This is a genomic window from Lysinibacillus sp. (assembly GCF_032093475.1).
In the GTDB taxonomy this organism is placed as follows: Bacteria; Bacillota; Bacilli; order Bacillales_A; family Planococcaceae; genus Lysinibacillus; species Lysinibacillus irui.
The window spans coordinates 1-21,291 of the sequence record NZ_DAMDAY010000077.1 but is presented as its reverse complement, the minus strand read 5'-3'; the positions used below and the strand labels follow the sequence as shown (position 1 = coordinate 21,291).

23 protein-coding genes and 1 other RNA gene are annotated in these 21,291 nt (G+C 37.2%); 6 read left to right on the top strand and 18 right to left on the bottom strand.

Going from position 1 to position 21,291, the window contains the following annotated elements:
• Together RT445_RS15630 and RT445_RS15625 are read right to left on the bottom strand one after the other, a co-directional pair.
• Positions 1-882 (bottom strand): restriction endonuclease subunit S (locus RT445_RS15630; protein WP_313470912.1); only part of this gene is annotated, 882 nt, incomplete at its 3' end.
• The gene (locus tag RT445_RS15625) at positions 879-2,888 is read right to left on the bottom strand and encodes a type I restriction-modification system subunit M (RefSeq protein ID WP_313470911.1); all 2,010 of its coding nucleotides are present in this window, start codon (positions 2,886-2,888) and stop codon (positions 879-881) included. The genes RT445_RS15625 and RT445_RS15630, both read right to left, overlap by 4 nt.
• Positions 2,889-3,210: 322 nt before the next feature.
• Between RT445_RS15625 and RT445_RS15620 the strand changes: the two genes are divergently transcribed.
• The 4 genes from RT445_RS15620 to RT445_RS15605 all read left to right on the top strand — a co-directional run bounded on the left by RT445_RS15620 (position 3,211) and on the right by RT445_RS15605 (position 5,999).
• Positions 3,211-4,041, top strand: coding sequence for a rolling circle replication-associated protein (locus tag RT445_RS15620; RefSeq protein WP_313470909.1), 831 nt, complete (start codon positions 3,211-3,213; stop codon positions 4,039-4,041).
• Positions 4,042-4,056: 15 nt separating this feature from the next.
• Positions 4,057-4,689 (top strand): hypothetical protein, encoded by a 633-nt coding sequence (locus RT445_RS15615; protein ID WP_313470908.1) that lies wholly within the window; start codon positions 4,057-4,059, stop codon positions 4,687-4,689.
• A 124-nt stretch (positions 4,690-4,813) separates the two neighbouring features.
• The gene (locus RT445_RS15610) at positions 4,814-4,987 is read left to right on the top strand and encodes a helix-turn-helix domain-containing protein (protein WP_313470907.1); all 174 of its coding nucleotides are present in this window, start codon (positions 4,814-4,816) and stop codon (positions 4,985-4,987) included.
• Positions 4,988-5,480: 493 nt separating this feature from the next.
• A complete protein-coding gene (locus tag RT445_RS15605; RefSeq protein ID WP_313470904.1) occupies positions 5,481-5,999 on the top strand; it encodes a hypothetical protein in 519 nt (172 codons plus the stop codon).
• Here RT445_RS15605 and RT445_RS15600 read toward each other — a convergent pair.
• A complete protein-coding gene (locus RT445_RS15600; RefSeq protein ID WP_313470903.1) occupies positions 5,996-6,244 on the bottom strand; it encodes a helix-turn-helix domain-containing protein in 249 nt (82 codons plus the stop codon). The two genes, RT445_RS15605 and RT445_RS15600, sit on opposite strands and share 4 nt — an antisense overlap.
• A gap of 125 nt (positions 6,245-6,369) precedes the next feature.
• Here RT445_RS15600 and RT445_RS15595 point away from each other — a divergent pair, with 125 nt between their 5' ends.
• Positions 6,370-6,816 (top strand): helix-turn-helix domain-containing protein, encoded by a 447-nt coding sequence (locus RT445_RS15595; protein WP_313470901.1) that lies wholly within the window; start codon positions 6,370-6,372, stop codon positions 6,814-6,816.
• 53 nt (positions 6,817-6,869) lie between these two features.
• Positions 6,870-8,030 carry a site-specific integrase gene (locus tag RT445_RS15590; protein WP_313470900.1) on the top strand — a complete coding sequence of 387 codons (1,161 nt, stop codon included), beginning with the start codon at positions 6,870-6,872 and terminating at the stop codon, positions 8,028-8,030.
• Between the two features lie 40 nt (positions 8,031-8,070).
• On the opposite strand, the gene RT445_RS15585 is transcribed toward RT445_RS15590, so the two are convergent.
• The 15 genes from RT445_RS15585 to RT445_RS15515 all read right to left on the bottom strand — a co-directional run.
• Positions 8,071-9,087 (bottom strand): hypothetical protein, encoded by a 1,017-nt coding sequence (locus RT445_RS15585; protein ID WP_313470899.1) that lies wholly within the window; start codon positions 9,085-9,087, stop codon positions 8,071-8,073.
• Positions 9,087-9,575 (bottom strand): Panacea domain-containing protein, encoded by a 489-nt coding sequence (locus tag RT445_RS15580; RefSeq protein WP_313470897.1) that lies wholly within the window; start codon positions 9,573-9,575, stop codon positions 9,087-9,089. The genes RT445_RS15585 and RT445_RS15580 overlap by 1 nt, the downstream gene beginning before the upstream one ends.
• A gap of 214 nt (positions 9,576-9,789) precedes the next feature.
• Positions 9,790-10,145: a transfer-messenger RNA gene (gene ssrA / locus RT445_RS15575) on the bottom strand.
• Positions 10,146-10,348: 203 nt separating this feature from the next.
• On the bottom strand, positions 10,349-11,272 hold the full coding sequence (locus RT445_RS15570) for a DMT family transporter (protein ID WP_313470896.1): 924 nt from the start codon (positions 11,270-11,272) through the stop codon (positions 10,349-10,351).
• Positions 11,273-11,490: 218 nt separating this feature from the next.
• Positions 11,491-11,799 carry a Zn-ribbon domain-containing OB-fold protein gene (locus tag RT445_RS15565; protein WP_313470895.1) on the bottom strand — a complete coding sequence of 103 codons (309 nt, stop codon included), beginning with the start codon at positions 11,797-11,799 and terminating at the stop codon, positions 11,491-11,493.
• A gap of 3 nt (positions 11,800-11,802) precedes the next feature.
• The gene (locus tag RT445_RS15560; protein WP_313470894.1) at positions 11,803-12,936 is read right to left on the bottom strand and encodes a thiolase C-terminal domain-containing protein; all 1,134 of its coding nucleotides are present in this window, start codon (positions 12,934-12,936) and stop codon (positions 11,803-11,805) included.
• Complete coding sequence (locus RT445_RS15555) at positions 12,933-14,414, bottom strand: class I adenylate-forming enzyme family protein (RefSeq protein ID WP_313470893.1); 1,482 nt, start codon at positions 14,412-14,414, stop codon at positions 12,933-12,935. The genes RT445_RS15560 and RT445_RS15555 overlap by 4 nt, the downstream gene beginning before the upstream one ends.
• A gap of 13 nt (positions 14,415-14,427) precedes the next feature.
• On the bottom strand, positions 14,428-14,904 hold the full coding sequence (locus tag RT445_RS15550; protein ID WP_274794350.1) for a PCC domain-containing protein: 477 nt from the start codon (positions 14,902-14,904) through the stop codon (positions 14,428-14,430).
• Entirely contained in the window at positions 14,897-15,643 is a 747-nt protein-coding gene (locus tag RT445_RS15545; protein WP_313470891.1) for an SDR family NAD(P)-dependent oxidoreductase, read from the bottom strand. Before RT445_RS15545 ends, RT445_RS15550 begins: the two co-directional genes overlap by 8 nt.
• A 16-nt stretch (positions 15,644-15,659) precedes the next feature.
• Positions 15,660-16,985 carry a TRAP transporter large permease gene (locus tag RT445_RS15540; protein ID WP_274794352.1) on the bottom strand — a complete coding sequence of 442 codons (1,326 nt, stop codon included), beginning with the start codon at positions 16,983-16,985 and terminating at the stop codon, positions 15,660-15,662.
• Positions 16,982-17,479: a TRAP transporter small permease gene (locus RT445_RS15535; protein WP_313470889.1), complete on the bottom strand. Its 498-nt coding sequence runs from the start codon at positions 17,477-17,479 to the stop codon at positions 16,982-16,984. Before RT445_RS15535 ends, RT445_RS15540 begins: the two co-directional genes overlap by 4 nt.
• An 11-nt stretch (positions 17,480-17,490) precedes the next feature.
• The gene (locus RT445_RS15530; RefSeq protein WP_313470887.1) at positions 17,491-18,522 is read right to left on the bottom strand and encodes a DctP family TRAP transporter solute-binding subunit; all 1,032 of its coding nucleotides are present in this window, start codon (positions 18,520-18,522) and stop codon (positions 17,491-17,493) included.
• Between the two features lie 185 nt (positions 18,523-18,707).
• Positions 18,708-19,808, bottom strand: a complete 1,101-nt coding sequence (locus tag RT445_RS15525; protein ID WP_313470886.1) for a CdaR family transcriptional regulator — start codon at positions 19,806-19,808, stop codon at positions 18,708-18,710.
• A gap of 44 nt (positions 19,809-19,852) precedes the next feature.
• Positions 19,853-21,193 (bottom strand): (Fe-S)-binding protein, encoded by a 1,341-nt coding sequence (locus RT445_RS15520; RefSeq protein WP_313470883.1) that lies wholly within the window; start codon positions 21,191-21,193, stop codon positions 19,853-19,855.
• Positions 21,180-21,291: FAD-linked oxidase C-terminal domain-containing protein (locus RT445_RS15515; RefSeq protein ID WP_313470914.1), on the bottom strand; the 112-nt coding region annotated here is incomplete at its 5' end. The genes RT445_RS15515 and RT445_RS15520, both read right to left, overlap by 14 nt.

Here is a 21,291-nt window from a genome sequence, read left to right as displayed (position 1 = left end):
CGTTAGATAAGGTCTTAGCTTGCCAAATAGAACATCACCTTTTGAAAATTTAAGCGCAGCTCCATCTATTTCAACATTTTCACTAGGAATATATTTCCCTGTTTTAGCTTCTATATTTTCTAATCCAATGTACTGTAAATTCGTATCTTCCTCGGCTTTTACTCCCTGTAACTCAACACTATACTTAATTTTTGTAGCTCCCCAATGCTCAGGAATCTCACCAATCCACTCAACACCTGAATCTTTCATTTTCACATTCGGATTTAAACCTATTGTAACTGCTTCTGTGATGATTGATTGGCGTTGTTGTTCTAACTTATCTAGTTGCTGCTCTTTTAATTGTATTAATTCATTTAATGCCCTTTCTTTATATTCCAAATAGTTTCCAATTATTTTTTGATCCTTAATCGGAGGAATCGGCAGCTGTAGACTACCAAATTCATCTTTTCTAGTACTCCATAAATCTGAAACAATGCCACGTCCCCATCTAAAAAACTCTTGAGAAAACATGTTATTTCTAAATAAGTAATGCATATATTTTTCGTCTAATATTTCTTTATTTCGGGGCTTTAATACATGACAAATCATCGAAACAGAACCATCATAAGCGGAAATCCCACATGCTCCAGGTCTATCAGCTCGACTATTTATCACAAAATCTCCTTTTTCAACACGCTTACGAGAATCACCATTTAGAGTTTTTGCAACATGCTCCATTTGCGGTGTGATACCATATTTACTACTCACAGTCAGTGCAGGATATTCCGTATCACTTACTTTTACGCTAACAAATTCATATACTTCTTTTACTTTTTTAATTTCCCACTCTTTAGGTATTTCTTTAATCCACCCTACATCAACTTCTTTAAATTCCTGTATCATCCCATCACCTTCTTCAACTGCTCCGCAATCTCCACTTCCAACGCACGAATCTCATCCATAATTTCTGCTGAGCTGCGTAGTGCTGTGTACTTGTAGAACTGGCGAGTAAACGGAATTTCATAGCCAATCTTCGTCTTCGTGTAATCAATCCATGCATCAGGTACATGCGGTAATACTTCACGTGTAAAGTAGTCCTCGATGCTTTCTTTTAACGGCACGTTCTCTGTATCACGTAAATCAGTATCTGGCTCGATATCTGTTTTGTTTTTCATGCATACATCGGCTGTTTCATCTTTTTCAGCAAGCCCTGCTAAAATCGCTTTTAACACAGGTGCACCAATTGTAATGTTTGCATCTTTTAACGCTGCCTTTAATACTTTCGTGAACTCATCACGATTTTTATATACTGTATCGCTCTCTAACGTGCGTAGTACAGCTAGAATATTCGTTTGTAGCTCTTTACCTGTTTCAATTTCAGCATGTGCTGCATCACCTTTTTTCTTCGATGTCGCTAAGTTCACAAAGCCTTTTTCTTCTACGACACGTGCTAAGCGTTCCTCATTCACTTGGAAATTTAAACGTAATGGGCGTTCTACTGTGATTTTCGAGTAGCCGAAGTCTTCGTTATCAAAAATCTTCACATGCTCATGTGGCTGTGCGTCGCCATATAAACGAACGATTTCATTAATTTGCTCCTCTGTAATCTCATTACGTTTGCTACCCATCGACTTCTTCATCTTTTTCGAGAAGTCAACAGCATTCACTAAACGTACTTTCCCTTTATGTAGAGGGGCTTTATTGTTCGTTAAAATCCAAATATACGTCGCAATACCTGTGTTATAGAATAAGTCGTTTGGTAAAGCCACAATGCCTTCTACTAAGTCGTTTTCTAACACGTACTTACGAATCTCACTTTCACCTGAACCTGCATCTCCTGTAAATAATGGTGAACCGTTCATAATGATGGCTAAACGAGAGCCTTGTGGATTTTCAGCTGTTACTGGCTTCATTTTCGATAGTAAGTGCATTAAGAATAAAAGCTGCCCGTCACTTGTTCTTGGCGTACCAGGACCGAAACGACCGTTATACCCTTGATTTTCATGTTCAGCTTTAATTGGCTTCTCATACGATTTCCAGTCTACTCCGTATGGTGGGTTCGAAATTAAATAATCAAATTTATCATGCGGGAACTGATCATTCGATAGTGTATTGCCTAGGCGAATGTTACGTGCATCTTCACCTTTAATGAGCAAGTCTGCTTTACAAATTGCATACGATTCAGGGTTAATTTCTTGGCCAAAGAACTCTAAATGAGCAGTCGGATTTTGATTGATTAAATATTCCTGTGCAACTGAACCCATACCACCCGTACCAGCTGCTGCATCGTATAACGTTTGTGTTAAACCTGGCTTCGTTAAAATGCTTGCATCGTCATGTAAGAATAATAAGTGCGTCATTAAACGAATCACTTCACGTGGCGTATAGTGATCCCCTGCTTCTGCGTTTTCATTAAAACGACGGATTAACTCCTCAAATACATAACCCATCTCGATATTTGATACTTTTTCAGGATGCAAGTCCACTTCACTAAAGCGCTTAATCGTTAAATATAACAAGTCATTTTGATCTAGTTTGTCAATTTGGCGGTCAAAATCAAAGTGATCCATAATATCACGAGCTACTTTAGAAAAGCCATTGATGTAATCACGTAAGTTATCGGCAATATTATCTGAGTCCGTTAGCAGCTTTTTAAAATCATACTGGCTTGTGTTGTGGAAGTTTTGTTGTGACACACGATTTAAAATCGGCTCACGAGCTTCTTCTGACATCGCTTTAAACTGCTCTGCCTTCTTTAGTACTTCTTCTTTCGTACTGTCTAATACGCAGTCAAAACGACGTAATACCGCTAATGGTAAAACAATTTTACCGTAATCTTCTGGCTTATAAGGTCCACGCAAAATCTCTGCAATTGACCAAATGAAGCTTACTTTATCTTGAAAGTTCATATTTTATATACCTCATTTAAAATTTATTCGAATTCTACGTATGGTGGAGGAAAATCGAGCTTTTTGGAGATATGTACATTACAGTTTGCCCAAATCACCTTATACCGACTTCGTAAAAATTCGTATTACTATTTACAATTATAACTGTTAAAACAACAAAACGTAACAGCAGCTGTTAACAGAATTTAGTCGGATTGTAGGCCTTAACTCCACTTTATTAATAGTAATTGTTTTTATACATTTTTCTTTCAATAAAACAAAATAAATCCCTTATATACCAAGGGTTTGACTACTATCATAAAAGACATTTGGAGGTTTCATTATGACACATGAATTAGAAGTACATGTAACACACACGTCCACTATTACACATGTCGTGGAAAGATACGTACCACTTGAAAACAAATTTCCTCCTAAGCGTGGTCGTAAAGAAAAGGGACAGGAGTATTACACGTTAAATTTGCACGAACAAGCGCAAGAAACACTACGCTGTTCCATTGCTAAAAGTAAGCGCACATTAAAAGGCATTATCCATGCGAATTATATGAGTGACTTTTGCATGCTGACATTAACGTTCAATTCTAATTGCGATTTTGATACTACAGACTTTGTTACATGTCGCGAAAGGTTTAATTCGTTTTGGTATAAGTTGAAGCGTAGTAAAAAGCTAAAGGGCATCGATTTACGCTATGTAGGTGTTATTGAATTCCAGCAAAATGGTCGTATTCACTTTCATATTTTATGCCGTATCCCTAAACAATTTATACAATTGCTTAAATCTAAATGGACATACGGTGGATTACATTACCGTAAACAACATGGAAGTGCAGAAGACAATATCAAAATCGCTTCTTATTTGAGCAAAGGCATCTATGATGAACGTCTGCCACGAGGAAGGAAGCGTTATCTTGGTGGGTACGGATTAGAACGCCCTGTACGACTAAAATTTAAAAGCCGTAAAATTATCGACTTCTTACTCTTACGCAATGGCAAAATCCTTAATAGTTTTGAAAGTCCATATGGTTTTACAACAACTGTTCTTATAACAGATGCAGCCATAGACGAGCTAGAAAGTTTTGTCGAAGCCCAAAATGAAAATCTTACCTTAGAGCTGTTAGAAAAGCTTGAAACGATACAGCAAACATTTATTTAGAAAGAGGGATTATGTATGACAAACTTTATCGAAAAGCTTAAAGTAGTAAGCTGCAACCGTATTACATTTGCTTACTACGCGATGACAAATAAAAATATCACAGCACTTGCAACTGAAGACGATATAACAGCACTGCAACGCTTACTGCTCACAAACTTCATTGACGAATATTTAGTTGCACATTACACATTAAATATTGGGCTGGATGAAGCAGCTACAAATTTGAAAACACGCGTTGAACATTTCATGGAATACTTTGGAGGCAAATGCTGTACCTACCTTGCATTACTTGATACAACCCCACATCCAAATAATTTGCCGTTAGCAAAAGTACATCTCATTACAAATCAGTCCTCAGGGCTAACATTAGATGAATTAAGCACTATCTGGGGAAATACGGTTCATTGGGAAATCACACCTTTTGAAGATGTATTAGACATGTACACAAATGCTTTACAATCAATTAAAGGTATTTATAGCGACTACCTTTTCCCACAAAACTTACAGCAACCAAAAATTATGTATAACGGCAAAGCACTTGATTATCTAGATCAACAACATATTGAAAATTGTGATTGGGAAAATACTTATCAATTTGTAGATCCACATTACGGTAAAATCTATGCACATGAATTTGTTAATCTTTAAAATCAACTGCTAATCTCAACGAGTAACTGTAACACTAAAATTGGTTATTAACATTTTACACATACAGCCAATGAAAGTTTGCTAAACACAAAGCCGAAGGACACCATAAGGAGGTGAATGTCGTATGCTACAAAACTATCCTGATTTATTAAATATAAAGGACATCCAAGAAATATTAGGAATCGGCCAATCTAAAGCATATGAATTGGCACACTCCAATACTTTCCCAGTCATTCGTGTAGGTGCTCTTATTCGCATCCCGAAATCATCATTTATTGAGTGGCTCAACAAGCATTAATTAGTAGCTACTCCGCCCTCTCCATGTCGTTCTATTAAAATCAGGAACATTGCATAATTCGTACAGAAAAACACGTATAGCCCCTTGATTTAAAGGCATATACGTGTTTTTTTCGTACTATTTTTCATCAAGTGTAGAATCATTTTTACCCCTGGGGGCGACTAACGTCATTACCTGATTGTCTCGAAAGGCAGGTACCCCCTCGCGCAATTTTTTATAATTTTTTCACCTATAATAACAAATTCACAATTTAGACACATTTAAATTTAAGAGAATACGATATTACTTTTTATGAATAATTACTCGTCTATATAACATAAAAGCATCTGATCAAAAGGTATGATGAATGCACTATTCACACTCTCTTAAATTGTACACAAAAGTGTAATACATTACATTTAAGCACTCGAAAAATCAAGATATTGCTAAATACATTCATTCATTTTAATATATTCAACGTAGTACAATATTACAAATTAAACGAGGGACAATAATGAAATACTATAATAAGTATGTGTATGAAACACAAAAGAAATCTTATGAATCGCCTATAAAAAATCATAACTATCTTGATGAACCACTGCTACTTGGTGCTGCCGAAGTTACAAAGCATTGGGACTTACTAAATATTGCACCATTCTCACCTTATATTGAATGGCTTCGTCACGATGACTTTAACCAATTTGATGACCTTCAATGGAATGTATTCGCAATAGGGGCTGTAGAACAGATGAAAAAAATTGCATCTAATTCGCCAAGCGATACGGATACCATTATATATTGTGACTTCGTTCACCAAGACTCCATTATCTTATTAGAAGTAGATAAAAAACTTGCCTATAATACAATTGCTCAAAAAGTACCTGAACATATTTTAAAAAACTTCAGGCTACATACAGAACAAAGCTTTAATAGAAGCTTTCAACTAATTAATGATTCATTTTTACAATTACCTATTTCATTATATTTAAATCGCAATGATTTCCTGCGCCATCTTATTGTGAAGCTTTAAAAACTATTTTCATTCATAAAGCGATCCATCTCACTTTTTGACACACGTTTAACACCTTCTATCTCACATACTTTTAATCCCTTTTCTCGGAATTTCGCTAAAGTGTTAATAGACACACCTAAATATTTCGCTGCTTCCTTTAACGAATACCATTCTTTGTGAGATAGTTGGTTTTCCTTTAATACTTCATATAACATCATTTCCACAATCTCTTTTAAGTTAATATTCTCATTAACGAATTCCATATTATCACCTCCATTTCTAAAATATCGAATAAAATTTAACACAAATTATTTCTATTAGCAATATCTATAAACGAATAATTGCAAACAGTTATATTTTGTGTTATTTATTATTTGAGGTGATTAATTTGAACAAACGTGATTTGGGCATTTCTTTGAAGCAGTTGCGTAAAAGCAAAGGTCTTACTATTCAAGAACTTGCTACAAAAATTGGGATTTCTCAACCGTATTTATCGCAAATAGAAGCTGGTTCAAGGAGCGCTTCCAAAGAGCTATTAGGAAAAATAGCGGAAGCAGTGGACGTATCTTATTTCGATTTATTAAAAATCGCTGGCCACAATGACCTAATTGAACTTTATCTTGCACACCAAACGGATGCAGAAAGACAATCGACTACTGAGCTGTTAAAAGCGGCAACAGATTTAAAGGTTCTTTTAGAGCAGACCAATATTTCGCTAAAAGCTGAAAATATCAAACCAGTATTTAATGGATATAAACTAACAGCTGATGAAGCTGCACGTGTATTAGCTATGTTATATATACTGTTTCCTCATTATAAAGAACCAAAAATCTGATTTGCCTTAAACTTCTCAAACGATTGTCTTCAGTACAATGGAGGTATGAGAGTATGGCAAAAAAGAAGACAGGAACTATTGAAAGCTACACATTAAAAAGCGGTGAAAAACGCTATCGCTTCCAAATTTACATCGGAAAAGATCCGTTAACAGGCAAGGAAATGCGGACAACACGTAGTAATTTTAAAACGAAAAAGGAAGCCGAGCTAGCATTAGCGCGCTTGAAACTAGAAATTGCAAATGGACAATATAAAAAAATCCAAGCTGAAACGTATCGTGAAGTATACGATTTATGGATCAAACGTTACGAGAAAACTGTTGAGGAAAGTACATTTGTAAAAACACGTAATATTTTTAAAAATCACATCCTACCTGCAATGGCTGACTACAAAATAGATAAAATTAATATCGATATTTGCCAACGTCATGTAGATGAATGGATGGATAAGCTTGTAAATGGGGATAAAGTGAAAAGTTATGCTTCGTTGGTGATGCGCTTTGCAATGCAGCGTGGCTATATCGATAAAAATCCATTTAATTTAGTCGACCTTCCACATAAAAGTAAAAAGCGTACATCCACGCATGATAAAAACCTTTTTTATACAAAAGACCAGTTGCGTGAATTTTTAGCTTCTGCTGAAAAGCATCCTAACTATAAAGTGTATGCCTTCTTCCGCTTACTCGCCTATTCAGGTATGCGTAAAGGTGAGGCACTCGCATTAACATGGCAGGATATCGATTTTGCTAATAATGAAATCGATATTAACAAGGCTCTTACTCAAGGTGTATCACAAAAGCTTTATGTTAAATCAACAAAAACAGGTGTAAGCCGTAAAATTAAAATGGACGAAGCTACAATGGTGATTTTAAAAGAGTGGAAGAAAAAGCAGAAACAAGCGTTTTTAATGCTTGGATATAACACATTAGCAAAAGACCAGCTTGTGTTTAGCAACACGGAAAACAGTTTCATTCAGCCAGCTAAAACAAACGACTGGGTCAAATCCATTTTGCGTAATACAGACTTACCTTACATTTCTACGCATAAATTTAGACATACGCACTGTTCGTTATTATTTGAAGCAGGTGCTGCAATTAAATCCGTGCAAGATCGTTTAGGACACGCGGATATAAAAACGACTATGGACGTATATGCGCATGTTACAGCGAATGCGAAAGAGGATGCTATCTTAAAATATGTAGACTACCTTAAATAAAAAATAGAGGTCTCTATTTAATTAGAGGCCTCTACTAATTTTAGTCTGTCTTGTTATTTTTAAATAAACCTAAAACATACATATAAGCGACTATCATAACAAAAATGATAAGCATAATAAATATAAATACTGTCCAACCTATATTAACCGTATTACGTAAGTATTCAAAATCAGTCAAAAGTTCAAACGACCCTAAAATTATAATTATTATACTGAATACGCCACTAATAAATAAGGTAGGATGTTTCTTCTCTACAGTACAAGTACATTTCCCTTTTTTACATCGACAATTCCTCAATTTTTCTCCTGTTAACTTTGAAATTCCATTAAGGAGTAAGAATAAAATTGTTAATATGGCCATTAAGCATAAGCTTCCAAGAATCATTATTTTCCCTAACGGAGCTTGAACATCACTTAAAATGTTAGATAATACCGTTAATCCACCAAAGGAAGCTAATAAGATTGCAGCAAAAATACCTAAGATTGATATGAAATCTTTTTGCATTTTTTTAGACTTCTTCTTAACCTTATCATTTAGGTTTTTTAATTCTTCAATTTTTATTTCTAAGCTCGTAATTTGTTCTTCAACTCCCCGAGATTGCAACTCTAGTTCTGTAGTTTTAGTTGAGAAATAGCTTCCAAGCGCTAATTGTTTTGCGTTCAACTCACTTGCAACAGAAAAAAATAACTTTTTTTGGTGTTCAACTAATTTAACGTGATCTTTTATCTTTTCAATAAATTCATTCCATGAATCCAATTCTTGTTCGTCCACTTTTTGTGAACTATGTATATTATCTAAGTTGATATTGAATACGGTTAAATCCTCGTCATCATAAACATCTGTCAATTTAATATCAAGTAAATTCTCTGTGATTTCAGAATATATCCTTTCCTTATTGACACAGGTTTGAATCCAGCATTCTAAAATCTCTGTAAATAGAGCACTATCAGGATGTATTTTTTCTTTCTTCATTTTTTCAATAGACAACTTAAAATTCATATTAGAAGAAGCCGAGTCGTCAATACGCTCGGCCTCAAAAGGATCTTTATTCTCCATTAATTACGTCTCCCTACAATTCGTTTAAAATCATCTGTAGTGTAAAATAATGCATCTTCTCGTCTTTCTATCTTCGGCTTTGCTTCCTTCCAAACATCTTCTTCATGCGTGATGTCTACAAGTCTGAAAGAAGGTAAACCACCATATTTATCTATAATTTCATCTAAAATAACATTATCATCCTCATTTAAATTTGCTGGTTCAATAATAGAACTTGTAAATCGTCCATGAGAAAACGTAAATTTATACGTTGGTTCATTAATTTCACTTGATCCTTTAAACTTATACTCGTTATATACATCTCTAACGACTGGACCAAGTTTCCATTTTTCAATAGGCTGTTCAAAAACAGGCTCCCTATTTATGCTAAAATATTCTACTGCAAAGAAGTAAAGGAGCTTTTGCAATTTTATATGATCTAATGACAGATTTTTTTCACGCATCTTATTAATGATATTCGATGCAATATTCACCGCATTATACGCCATATTAACCCCTCCTTTTCCTTTTATTTAATTGTACCACTTGTAGCAAAAAATGTCACCAAAAAGAACACACGTTCCATCCTGTTATCGTTGTATTTTAACTACGTTTTTAACTACGTCTGAATGCTATTAGATGAAATTCAATGACAAAAGAAAAAAGCCAAAACCCTTGATATATAAGGATTTTGACTTTATTTGATTTCCGATGAAATCGTATGTATGGAGACGGCGGGAGTCGAACCCGCGTCCAGAAACTCCAATACTTCAGCTTCTACGCGTGTAGTTTGCCTATTTACGATTCACGTAACATTATGCCGACAAACAGGCGTCCTGTACGCTAACCTGGAAATCTCTTGCCGATGACTCAGGTGGCACCATCGACCGTATCCCACTAAAGTTGGGCCCCACGTTCTCTACATGGGCGATAGAGAGGCAGAGCGCTTAAGAGCTTACGCTGCGAAAGCTAAGTTTTGTTGTTTGCCAGTTATTATATAACTGTCGTTGATGACGGAGCCGAGCCCTCCGACGCGCGACCAAAGCTTGAACCATCCCTGTCGAATCCGTAACGTCCCCGGATATAATCCGGTTATAAACCGTTCGGACAACGCTGCATAATGCAGGTTGTAAATGAACATCGTATGAGTAGATGCTCACTGGCATGTAGTACTATTATAAAATAAAGAGCTTAAAATATCAAGTAGAGACACTGAATAAGCTAGTTCACCAACTAAACATTCTTATTAGAAGCCTAGGAAAAGTTGAGCATCTCTACTTTTCTAACACTCTAGTTTATCGCGATTTTTTTTCCTTTGAAGAAGTCTTTCCTCTAAATTGCTTGTGCCGATTATAACGCCTGAAATAATAATTAAACTACCGATAAATTGCTGAAGTGTAATGATTTCATGTAAAAATAAGGCCGCTCCAATTAGTGCGAATATGGTATTGAAATTCACAAAAATAGCGGATTCCGCTGCACCAATGTGTTTTATACATAAATTATATAGTGTATGTCCGATCGAAGTAGCTAAAATAGCAGACATGAAAAATACGAGCCATATGAACGGACTGAAGGATACAAATGCCCCGTAGCTTCGGAAGCTTGTAGCGAATGTGAAAATTAATAAGATGGATGAGCCGATAAGTAGCATCCAGCCTGTCATCAGCATCGGAGAGATGACTTCAGTGGCACGACGAATTGCGATAAAGCTAAAGGCCTGCAAAAAGAATGACATAAACACGAGAAAATCACCTAGCTGTAGATTGGTCAGCTCAGTGATGTCGTCCACCACTGCAAATAGCACGCCAACTCCTCCAAGTGCAAAGCCAATTAATTTAGATTTTGTCATAACCGTGTCTTTAAATAGTACGGCAATGAGAGCCGTGAAAAGTGGACTTAAGCCACTAATAATGGCCGTTTTCATGGCTGTTGTTTGAACGATGCCATATGCTAAAAAGACATGGTGACAAATGACGCCGAAAAAACAACCAATTAATATGTACTTAAATGGCATTCCTTTTACATAAAGCGGTTGCTTCGTTAGCTTTAAAATAATAAAAATCGTAATAGCAGCAAGAAAAATGCGGGCCGTTTGTATCGTTAATGGATCGCCGTTGGAGACAATTACTTTCAGCCATGTAACATTCATTCCCCAAAGAAACATAACGAAAACTAAAATGGAATAAACCTTTGCATTTGCCAAGTCATCCCCTCCTGTTTTATTCGAGCGCATGGTAAGAAGCCTCATTATCTTCTACGTTCTATAGGGCAACAGACTAACATCCGCAGCAAGACCCAAATTGAAATTCTGCCTCAATAAAGGAACATTTATAAAAAGTCTAGTAGACTATTCATAAGAAAGTAGGCTATCAGGAAAGACAAATCGCCTTCCAAACAGCCTACCATACTTCATACCCTTCGTTAAGCAGTTCTCACCTTTTGATAAATGTATGTTCCATCTTTCATTTCATCAAGCTGTACGAGGTCACCGATTTGTACACTTTCTTGAATACGCACTGTTAGCTTGGCTGTTGAATCCTTTAGCTGTACTAGCGCCACGGTATACGGTGCCAAATGGGCGAACTCTGCAGGTGCAATGTGAATGACCGTAAAGCTATACACGGTTCCTTCATCTGGGACTTCTCGTTCGTTTTTGATTTCTTGGCGGCAGGTGCTGCAATATACTTTTTTCGTTACTGATTCCACACCACAGCATTCATAAACCTTCATCTGCTACACCCTTTCTAATATGTGGACAACCGAATAAGAACCAGTGCCACCTAAATTTTGTGCAAGTGCTAGTCGTGGTCGTTTTTCGAGCTGGTTTGGTGCATGTCCGCGTAATTGCAGTACTAATTGGTAAAACTGCGCCACACCTGTTGCGCCAATAGGATGTCCTCTCGATAAAAGACCTCCGCTTGTATTGACAGGCTTTTCTCCGTTCACGCGCGTTTTTCCTTGCTCGATAGCTAGCCAGCCTTCTAATTTCGGGAAAAAACCGAGCTCTTCAATGGCTAGCATTTCTGTCATGGAGAAGCAATCGTGAATTTCCACAACATCAATATCCTCAGGACCAACCCCTGCTTTTTCATAGGCTTGCTGACCTGATATACGAATCGCTGGTAATGATAATAAATCAATGGCATCCTGCATCATCGTTGGTCCTGAAGCTTGTGCTGATGCTACTATTTTAATATCCGATGGCTTACGAGATAACACAACTGCTGCTGCTCCATCTGTAATCGGTGAACAATCGAATAAGCCAAGTGGATCGGTAATCATGCGTGCGTTCATTATTTCTTCGAGTGTTGCTGGTTTTTGGAATTGGGCTAGTGGATTTTGTAAAGCATTTTCACGGTTTTTGAGCGCTAATTTTGCTAAATGGGATTTATTTGCACCCGTTTCATAAAAGTAGCGGTTTGCGACTACGCCAAAAAATCCTGGGAAGGTTAGACCCGCATAACGTTCGTTTGTCGTCTGATCCATTGCAGAGTTAATAAATTGCGTCACAGTGGCGGTTGGCGCATGCTTCATTTTTTCTACACCGACAACTAAAACGCTTTCATATTCGCCACTTAAAATACCTAAAATACCTTGTCGTAATGCGATACCACCTGATGCACAGGCACCTTCTAATTTAGCTGTAGGAATAGGACCGAGCCCCAAGTCATTTGCTACAATCGCGCCTAGAATTTCTTGATTGGCTAAGCTACCTCCCATGTAGTTGCCAACAAAAACCGCATCAATTTTTAAGTCTCTTGCCTCATCTAGCGCCTCTCGACTAGCAGTGAGCATTAAATCCTTCAATGAAGCATTTTCATTGTTACCGAACTTCGTCATGCTTACACTATGAACATATACTGTCATTGTGTCACCTCCATATGCTGTTTGACTAGCTCGCGTTTTAAAATCTTCCCGTAGGAACTTTTTGGTAGGGACTCTACTACGAAAATTTCTTTTGGCTTTTTAAAGCTCGCTAAATGTTGCTGACAAAGCTCGATTAAAGCTTCCTTCTCAATTTCTCCACGCCCGTTTGGCACGACATATGCGACAATGGATTCGCCCCATTTGTCATCTGGAATACCAATTACACATGTTTCCTTGACGAATTCATGCTTGTTCAACACTTCCTCTACTTCGCGAGGATAGATATTAACGCCACCTGAAATAATGACCTCCTTCTTACGGTCAACGATATATAGATAGCCATGCTCATCTAGTTTGCCTAGATCGCCTGTATGAAGCCAGCCGTCACGCAATGTTTCCGCTGTTGCCTTTTCGTTATTCCAATAGCCTTGCATAATAAGCGGGCCCTTTGCTGTAATTTCGCCTATTTCTCCTACTGGACATTCATTGCCCTCAGCATCTACGATTTTCACATCAACAAATGGTCCAACTCTGCCACATGAATCAAGTCGAGATGGTAAATCCTCGCGTGGCATCATAGAAATGCACATTGGCCCTTCTACTTGACCATAGGTTTCTACAAATTTTGTTCCTACTTTATCTAGTGCCTCTTGTAACTTAGCAGCAGCAATGGGTGAACCTGCCATATTAATCGATTTAATGGTACGAAGCTTCTGTGGGTTAAACTGCTCGTGCTGAATCATTAGGTTGACCATCGTTGGTACTAGGAAAATGATTGAAATACGGTCCTGCTCTAATAAATGAACAAATTGCTCTGGCTCAAATTTATCGTAGACAACTTGTGTTAGGCCATAGAGCCATGCCACGTGACTTAAAAAGTTTGCCCCGTGTGTGAGTGGTGCAACGTGACCGAGCATATCCGTATAGTCAACCTCACACGCCATTGCTAATGACAGGGCTCCACTGACCATATTGCGATGTGATAGCATAACGCCCTTCGGATTACCTGTCGTTCCAGAAGTATACATAATGGCCATTGTATCATGCTCGTTTACTTCATTTTCATGGGACTGGCCTTCAAATTGTTTCACTACTTGCTCATACGGTTCTCCACAATAAAGAATTGGAAAATCAATTTGCAGCGGATCAATTAATGACTTTTCCCCAATAATCAGACTCATACCTGAATCCTTCACCTGATAATCATGCTCTTTCGGATGCAAACGGTAATTCAGCGGTACTTTAATAAGACCATATAAAGAAACAGCTACATCAAGCTCAATATGCTCTAATCGATTCGACATTAAAATACCTACGCGCTCGCCCTTTTGTAAGTTCAGGCTTTTAAAATAAGCTGTTAGTGCATAGGCTCGTTCCATTAATTCGGCATAGGAAATCGCACGGTCTTTGAATTTAACTGCTATTTTATCTGGATACGCTCGAGCGGATTTCAGTGCTAGTTGGCCAATTGTACTCATTTATCTTTCCCCCCTATTCATCAAAATGAAAAATTAGAACCCCAAATTGGTCATCCTTTCGTCTTTTCGGTATGGCCTCTTTTAATGGATAGAGTATAAATTCGACTGTGATAGCGATTTCATTTTCTCCTTCAAGAAAATGACCACCAGAAAAATGTTGATCACAATCGACAAAAGATCCATGGAAATGAATATCTAAATCATTCGTCTCCATATCTATCCCAATAAAGCCTAAACCTGAAATAAGTTCGACTGGAGATGTAGTTTGCCTTTTTGGTGAATAAACGATGGTCCCTTGCTTTTCACCTCGTTGAACTTGAACATAGGTCGCTTGCTTTAAGGACCCCATGCATTGAAATTGCCCGCCTCTGACACCAAAGTGATTGCAAACCTCTTTCATCCCTGTAAATAAATCCGTTCCTGCTTTCAATCTGCCGATAATTCTATCTGTAGGTCGGTCATACAAAGCTTGCCACCGAGAATTATCCAATACTAATCCCTCCATCTACCTTTAACACCTGAGCAGTCGCATAGCTAGCCTCCCTAGATGCAAAGTATAAGACAGCACTTGCAATATCATCAGGTGTACCAATACGCTTAATAACCTGCTGATCTAAATTGTATGGAACCCCCGTTGTAATAGCTGTTAAGGTTGCGCCTGGTGCAACGGAGTTACAAGTAATATTGAAAGGTCCCAGCTCCTTTGCTACCCATTTCGTTAGGGCAATTACCCCGCCTTTCGATGCTGCATACGCTGGGCCTGAGCGACCTGTACCATCCTCACCAGATGTAACACCACCGTTTATGCCCGATACTGAGCTAATATTAATAATGCGACCATATTGTGCATCTTTCATATGTGGGTACACACATGCCTGTGTAAACATAAATGTTGCCTTTAAGTTCGTATCCAGATCACGTGACCAGTCCTCAAATGTCATCGTTTCAATATTTTTGCGACTACATGTACCAGCATTGTTCACCAAAATATGAATCTCTCCATATTTTTCTACTGTTCGGTTGACTGTTGCTTTGACAAATTCCGCATCGCGAATATCCCCCAAACACTCTAAATAGCTATCATGTGCTAGTTTTTCAATTGTTGCCTCACATGAATTTAAGTCAACTAATACAACATGTGCCCCTTGCTTTGAAAGCTGAACTGCAACTGCCTGTCCAATACCACTTGCCGCTCCTGTAACAATCGCTACATCATCTTTTAATGTCATAATCATTTCCCCTTTGCTACTTAATATTTAATAAATCTGGTAAAAATGTTGATAGAGAAGGTATATACGTTACAAGTAATAAGACGATAATCGAAGCAACAATAAACGGCACGACCCCTTTTGAAATTTGAATAATATTAGTCTTTGACATACTTGCGGCAACATATAAATTTAACCCGACAGGTGGTGTAAATAAGCCGATTGCTAAGTTAATCGTCATGAACACGCCAAATACAGCCGGATCTACATCGAGCATTAACATAATCGGAAGTAATATCGGAACGAAAATATAAAATGCTGAAATGGCATCAATAAATGCACCTGCAATTAATAAAATAATGTTGACTAGTAGTAAAATAATGATTTTATTATCTGTTAAACCTAAAACCGTATTTGAAATAGTTGAGGCAATTTGCTCTGTTGTGACAATATAGGCAAAGACAGAGGCTGCACTTACAATAATCATTACAACAGCTGTTTGTAACGCCGATTCAATAAAAATACGGTACATCATTTTTATGTAGCCTTTTCGGTGAATGAACAGTCCTACAACTAATCCATATACAACAGCAATTACTGCCGCTTCTGTTGGTGTGAAAAAGCCACCATAAATTCCACCTAAAATAATGACAGGAATCATTAATCCAGGAAGTGCTTTAATAAATGCTTCCCACCGTTCTTTTCCTGTGCTTTTTTTCATAGCTGCTTCTACAGAGTCATTAAAAATACCCTTTTGAATATCACGTTTGCGGACATACATCCCAGCGATAAATAAACCGATCCCTACTAAAATACCTGGTATAACCCCAGCCATAAAAAGTCGATTAATCGTAATAGGGATTTGATCGCCTGCTACGACTGCAAAAATAATGAAGGCGATCGATGGGGGAATAATAATGCCAATTGCACCAGCACTCGCCACCAATCCTCCAGCAGTTTCTTTGCGGTAGCCGTTTTTCACCATTGCCGGAATTAAAATACCTCCAATTGCAGCAACTGTTGCGGGACCAGACCCTGAAATAGCAGCAAAGAAAATCGCGACTAATACAGTTACAAGTACAATGCCTCCTTTTCGATGCCCTACTAATGTTTGTGCAAAGTCAATTAAACGCTTGGAGATTCCAATATGGTCCATAATGACACCCGCTAAAATAAAGAATGGAATCGCTAATAGCGTAAACTTAGCTACACTTGTATACATAATATCCGTTAATGCTTCAAATCCTGATAGCCCTTGTGATGTAAATAGGACTACCATTGAAGCTACTGCTAAGGACGCAGCAATGGGTACCCTTAAAAATACGAGCACGATAAAGGAGCCAAAAAGTAATAATGCTGTCATACTAGCTCATCCCCTTTCGCTCCATTCTCTTCATTACTTATCGCTTTATATTCTTCGACCATTGCTTGAACTGTACGAATTAAACATAGTAATGCACCTAATGGTAAGGCAGAAGATAAAATCCACTGAGGCATGCCTAAGGCCGGTGTCGTTTGATTAATCTGCATTTGGAACAATACCATATCCATTCCGTAATAAAGCAATACTGCAAACAATACACCACTTGCTAAAGATGAAATAATTACAATCGCCTTTTTTGTCAGCTTATTCCCTTTATCGAACAACAAGGTAAAACCAAGGTGAGCGTATCTACGCACACCTAAGGCTGTACCAACAAATGTCAGTAATACTAACAGATTAACTGTGATTTCCTCTGTAAACGAAAGGGATAAATTGACTACATTGCGAGAAACAATGTTTACAAATGTAATAAATGTAATCGCTGCAAATGTAACGCTTAATACAATCTCTTCAAAGTAGTCTAAGAACTTCATATGTTTCCCCCCTATGGCGTAAACGCTTTCAGTAAATCTTCTCCCCAAATATCTGTATATTTATCATATACAGGCTGAACGACTTTTTTAAACGCCTCCAATTCCTCTTCTGTTGGCGTATAGACATTCATTCCTTTAGATTTTAAATCTTCAATTTGTGACGCTTCTTTTTCACGTGCAATTTTTACTTGATAAGCAGCTGCTTCTTTCCCTAAACGATCGAATAATTCACGGTCTGTATCGCTTAAAGAATCGTATAGCTTTTTATTCATACCTAACACTAATGGGTCATAGGAATAGTTCCATAATGTTAAATAATCTTGAACTTCCTCAAGCTTTGACGAAGCAATTACATCAATAGGGTTTTCTTGACCATCAATTGTTCCCTGCTGTAAAGCAGTAAACACTTCTGAGAATGTCATGGTTGAAGGATCTGTTCCTAATGAACGATATAAATCTGTGTACATCGTAATTCCAGGTATACGAATCTTTAATCCATTTAAGTCTTCTGGTAGTTTAATTTCACGCTTACTGTTCGTTATTTGACGGAAGCCATTTTCACCATATCCTAAAGCCTGTACACCCTTTTCAGCTAAAAGTTCTTTAAGCTTTTCTCCACCTTCCCCGTTAAACACTTTATCTACCTCAGAATGATCCTTAAGTAAAAAAGGTGCACTTGCCACACCAAAGCGTTGATCTAAAATCGAATAAATAATAGTAGAGTTAAAAGTTAAATCGATTGATCCTTTTGCTAAGCCTTCAACAGCCTTTCCTGAATCTCCCCCAGATAATTGCTCATTCGTGAACACTTCAATTTTAATGCGACCATCTGTTTCTTTGTCCATATCATCTGCCAGTTTTTTGGCTGCCTCATACCATGTGGATGAATCTGATACAGTGACTGACATTTTTAATTTATAGGACTTTTCCTTCCCTTCAGCATCAGCACTCTCTCCACTGCTACCACCACAGGCAGCTAATATTGCTGAAACGATTAAGAGCATTGCAAGAAGTAGATTTCTCCCTTTTAAAAATTTCCTCATAAAATATCCCCCTACTCTTTTTATGTTAGACTTAATAATTATTTTATAATTCCGAAAAATCTAAATATATATTCTTTGAGGATAAAAAATTATAAAATAATTGATCGATTTTTGTCTCTAACATATAAAAACCACACAAAAAGCAGCATATTAAAGTATTTAATGACAAGTTTCTCTCCTATAACTTAAACGCTCTTTCTTTTTCGAAACAGTAAAATAGCAATCATTAATTCCAATTTATTTTCATTATTATTAATATCAATATTTAAAAGCTTTTCTATTTTTTTCAGTCGATATTTTAAAGTGTTTTTATGGATATGAAGCGCATCGGCAATTTCCTGTAAACCTCCTTTGCTTTTTAGCCACATTTCTAGATTGTATATTAATTCCTCCTCCTCTATTAAAGAGCCAATGGTTCTGCAGATGAAATGGCCAACCTTTTGTTCATCGAGATCAGATAATAGTAGCTCTAATTTCAAATCCTCCTCAAACACGATCTGTCTATTTTCAACAGCAACCGTTAGCGCAATACTTGCTTCATTGTAGGATTCATTTAGTGCAAAAAAGGAATGTGAATTGCCAACACCTATAAATATTTCGTCATCATAGAGCTTTACAAGCTTTCGGTTAAATGAATGCAACGTTTGCTCTAAATGAATTCGAGTGACCTTTGGTACAAGCAGAACGAGCTTATCAAAGCTCCATTGAAAAATATGTAGTTGAGGATGGATTATTTGAATTGCACGCAAATAATCCATCCCCTTTTCATCAATTCTCCTATTCAATTGAATAATAATCACTCGATCATAAAGATCCGTTTCAATATTTAGCATTTCAGCTCGTTGCTCTAGTAGTAATTGATTTACCTGTCCATTTAATAAATCTAGTAGGAAAAGCTCAAACATTTTTGTCTCTCGTTCTTTTTTACGGTGCATTAAAAAATCTTCAACAAAAAACTGTGTAATTTTCTGGACAAGCTTCCCATATTTTTCGATTTCAAATGGTTGTCCAGTAACACCAATTACTCCAATTGGTGTATCCTCAATCACTAATGGCATGACGAGGCCCTCCCGCACACCCTTTAATTGTGCTGAAAGCTCCTTCGTCATATGCATAACTTCTTTGTTTTTCATCGCTATTAATGCACCTTCATGAAATTGATTCATCCTCGACATGTCTGTGCTGGCGATAATAAATCCGTTATGATCGATTACAACGACATGTTGATCAATTAGTTCTCCAAGCTCCCTAACAATCTTTGTTCCAATAATTTGTAAATCAAACATTGTGCCACCTCCATAGAGACTAATATACTGATTATACTGAAAATTTAGTATATTTTAGATATTTTACTATAGTTTTCTATGCTCTTGTAGATAAAATCAACAATATGTGCGGCTTGCATGCTTGCTTCTAGCTTTTCTTTATGGATACCAGATTGAATTTGCAGCAAGCAACCTGGATTGGCTGTGACAATCACTGTAGGCTGTATCGCCTTAATCGTAGCCATTTTTGTAGTTAAAATATTTCCTGCTGACGCAGGCTGCAAAAAATTATATATTCCTGCTGAACCACAGCATGTATTGGCATTTGACAGCTCTTTAAAGTGCACATTCGGTAGGGCCTGTAAAATCATTCTTGGCTCATTGAAGACTTTATTAACATTGCGTAAATGGCAGGAATCCTGATAGGTTACAAGAGTCTTGTTTTCTTGCTGTGGCAAGGTTGCTAAATAATCCAGTAGCCCAGCTTTGACAAGCAGGCTTGAAATATCAATTGTCTTCTCTGAAAATCGAACTGCTTTTTCACGATAGCGTTCATCACTATGTAAGTGCTTTTCATATTCCTTTAAGAAAGCACCACAACCACCTGCATTATTAACAATATAGGTATAATCATCTGAATCAAATAACTCTACATTACGAATTAAGTTTTGCTTACCACGCTTTAGCTCACCACTATGCCCATGGAGAGCCCCGCAGCAACTTTGATTATCTGGAATAACGACATCAACACCAAGCATTTGTAGCAAGGACACCGTTTTTTCATTAGTTTCCTTATAAAGTGTATCCATTAGACAGCCTGTAAAAAATGCCACCTTCATCGAAGCCGCTTTTACCTTCTTTAATGGCTGTACCTTTTTAGCTACGGGTGGTAAAGATGCCTCCATTGTTTTTAAATGCATTGGGAATAAATTTAAAAAGCCAATTTTCCGTACAGCTTTTTGTAAACCTGTTTTTTGATAAAGATGCACTAGACTAACTGCATGCTCCATATTTTTTTGCTTGACGAAAAGATGATTGAAAACAATTTTTCTTGTCGTTTTTTCTACGAAGGTTGACTGCTTCACCTCTTGTACGGCTTCACGGGTTTGCTCGATTAAAGCACCATACTGTACACCAGCTGGACATGCCGGCTCACATGCGCGACATCCTAAACATAAATCGAATGATTGTTCTACAGATGCATCGAAAGGTACAATCCCGTCACGTACTGCCTTCATTAAGGCAATGCGTCCACGTGGTGATTGTGCTTCATCCTGCTCCATGTGAAGATATGTCGGACAGCTTGGCAAACAGAAGCCGCATCTCATACAGTCTAGCAATAGATTTTCATCGACATGTGTCTGGAAGGATTGCTGCATTTGCTGTTGTACGTTAGTTACCACCATGTACCACCACTCTTTTCTTCGTTTCTTTAGCAAAGACTTTACCAGGATTCATAATATGGTTAGGATCGAAAGTTTGCTTAATGTTTTTCATTACATTG

Excerpts from the sequence above, each read along its gene's own strand:
- RT445_RS15600 (WP_313470903.1), bottom strand. The coding sequence starts at position 6,244 with ATGGAATTCGTTAATGAGAATATTAACTTAAAAGAGATTGTGGAAATG.
- RT445_RS15590 (WP_313470900.1), top strand. The coding sequence starts at position 6,870 with ATGGCAAAAAAGAAGACAGGAACTATTGAAAGCTACACATTAAAAAGC.
- RT445_RS15530 (WP_313470887.1), bottom strand. The coding sequence starts at position 18,522 with ATGAGGAAATTTTTAAAAGGGAGAAATCTACTTCTTGCAATGCTCTTA.
- RT445_RS15520 (WP_313470883.1), bottom strand. The coding sequence starts at position 21,193 with ATGGTGGTAACTAACGTACAACAGCAAATGCAGCAATCCTTCCAGACA.
- RT445_RS15605 (WP_313470904.1), top strand. The coding sequence starts at position 5,481 with ATGAAATACTATAATAAGTATGTGTATGAAACACAAAAGAAATCTTAT.
- RT445_RS15585 (WP_313470899.1), bottom strand. The coding sequence starts at position 9,087 with ATGGAGAATAAAGATCCTTTTGAGGCCGAGCGTATTGACGACTCGGCT.
- RT445_RS15625 (WP_313470911.1), bottom strand. The coding sequence starts at position 2,888 with ATGAACTTTCAAGATAAAGTAAGCTTCATTTGGTCAATTGCAGAGATT.
- RT445_RS15540 (WP_274794352.1), bottom strand. The coding sequence starts at position 16,985 with ATGACAGCATTATTACTTTTTGGCTCCTTTATCGTGCTCGTATTTTTA.
- RT445_RS15620 (WP_313470909.1), top strand. The coding sequence starts at position 3,211 with ATGACACATGAATTAGAAGTACATGTAACACACACGTCCACTATTACA.
- RT445_RS15610 (WP_313470907.1), top strand. The coding sequence starts at position 4,814 with ATGCTACAAAACTATCCTGATTTATTAAATATAAAGGACATCCAAGAA.
- RT445_RS15535 (WP_313470889.1), bottom strand. The coding sequence starts at position 17,479 with ATGAAGTTCTTAGACTACTTTGAAGAGATTGTATTAAGCGTTACATTT.
- RT445_RS15525 (WP_313470886.1), bottom strand. The coding sequence starts at position 19,808 with ATGTTTGATTTACAAATTATTGGAACAAAGATTGTTAGGGAGCTTGGA.
- RT445_RS15565 (WP_313470895.1), bottom strand. The coding sequence starts at position 11,799 with ATGAAGGTTTATGAATGCTGTGGTGTGGAATCAGTAACGAAAAAAGTA.
- RT445_RS15615 (WP_313470908.1), top strand. The coding sequence starts at position 4,057 with ATGACAAACTTTATCGAAAAGCTTAAAGTAGTAAGCTGCAACCGTATT.
- RT445_RS15555 (WP_313470893.1), bottom strand. The coding sequence starts at position 14,414 with ATGAGTACAATTGGCCAACTAGCACTGAAATCCGCTCGAGCGTATCCA.
- RT445_RS15580 (WP_313470897.1), bottom strand. The coding sequence starts at position 9,575 with ATGGCGTATAATGCGGTGAATATTGCATCGAATATCATTAATAAGATG.
- RT445_RS15545 (WP_313470891.1), bottom strand. The coding sequence starts at position 15,643 with ATGACATTAAAAGATGATGTAGCGATTGTTACAGGAGCGGCAAGTGGT.
- RT445_RS15560 (WP_313470894.1), bottom strand. The coding sequence starts at position 12,936 with ATGACAGTATATGTTCATAGTGTAAGCATGACGAAGTTCGGTAACAAT.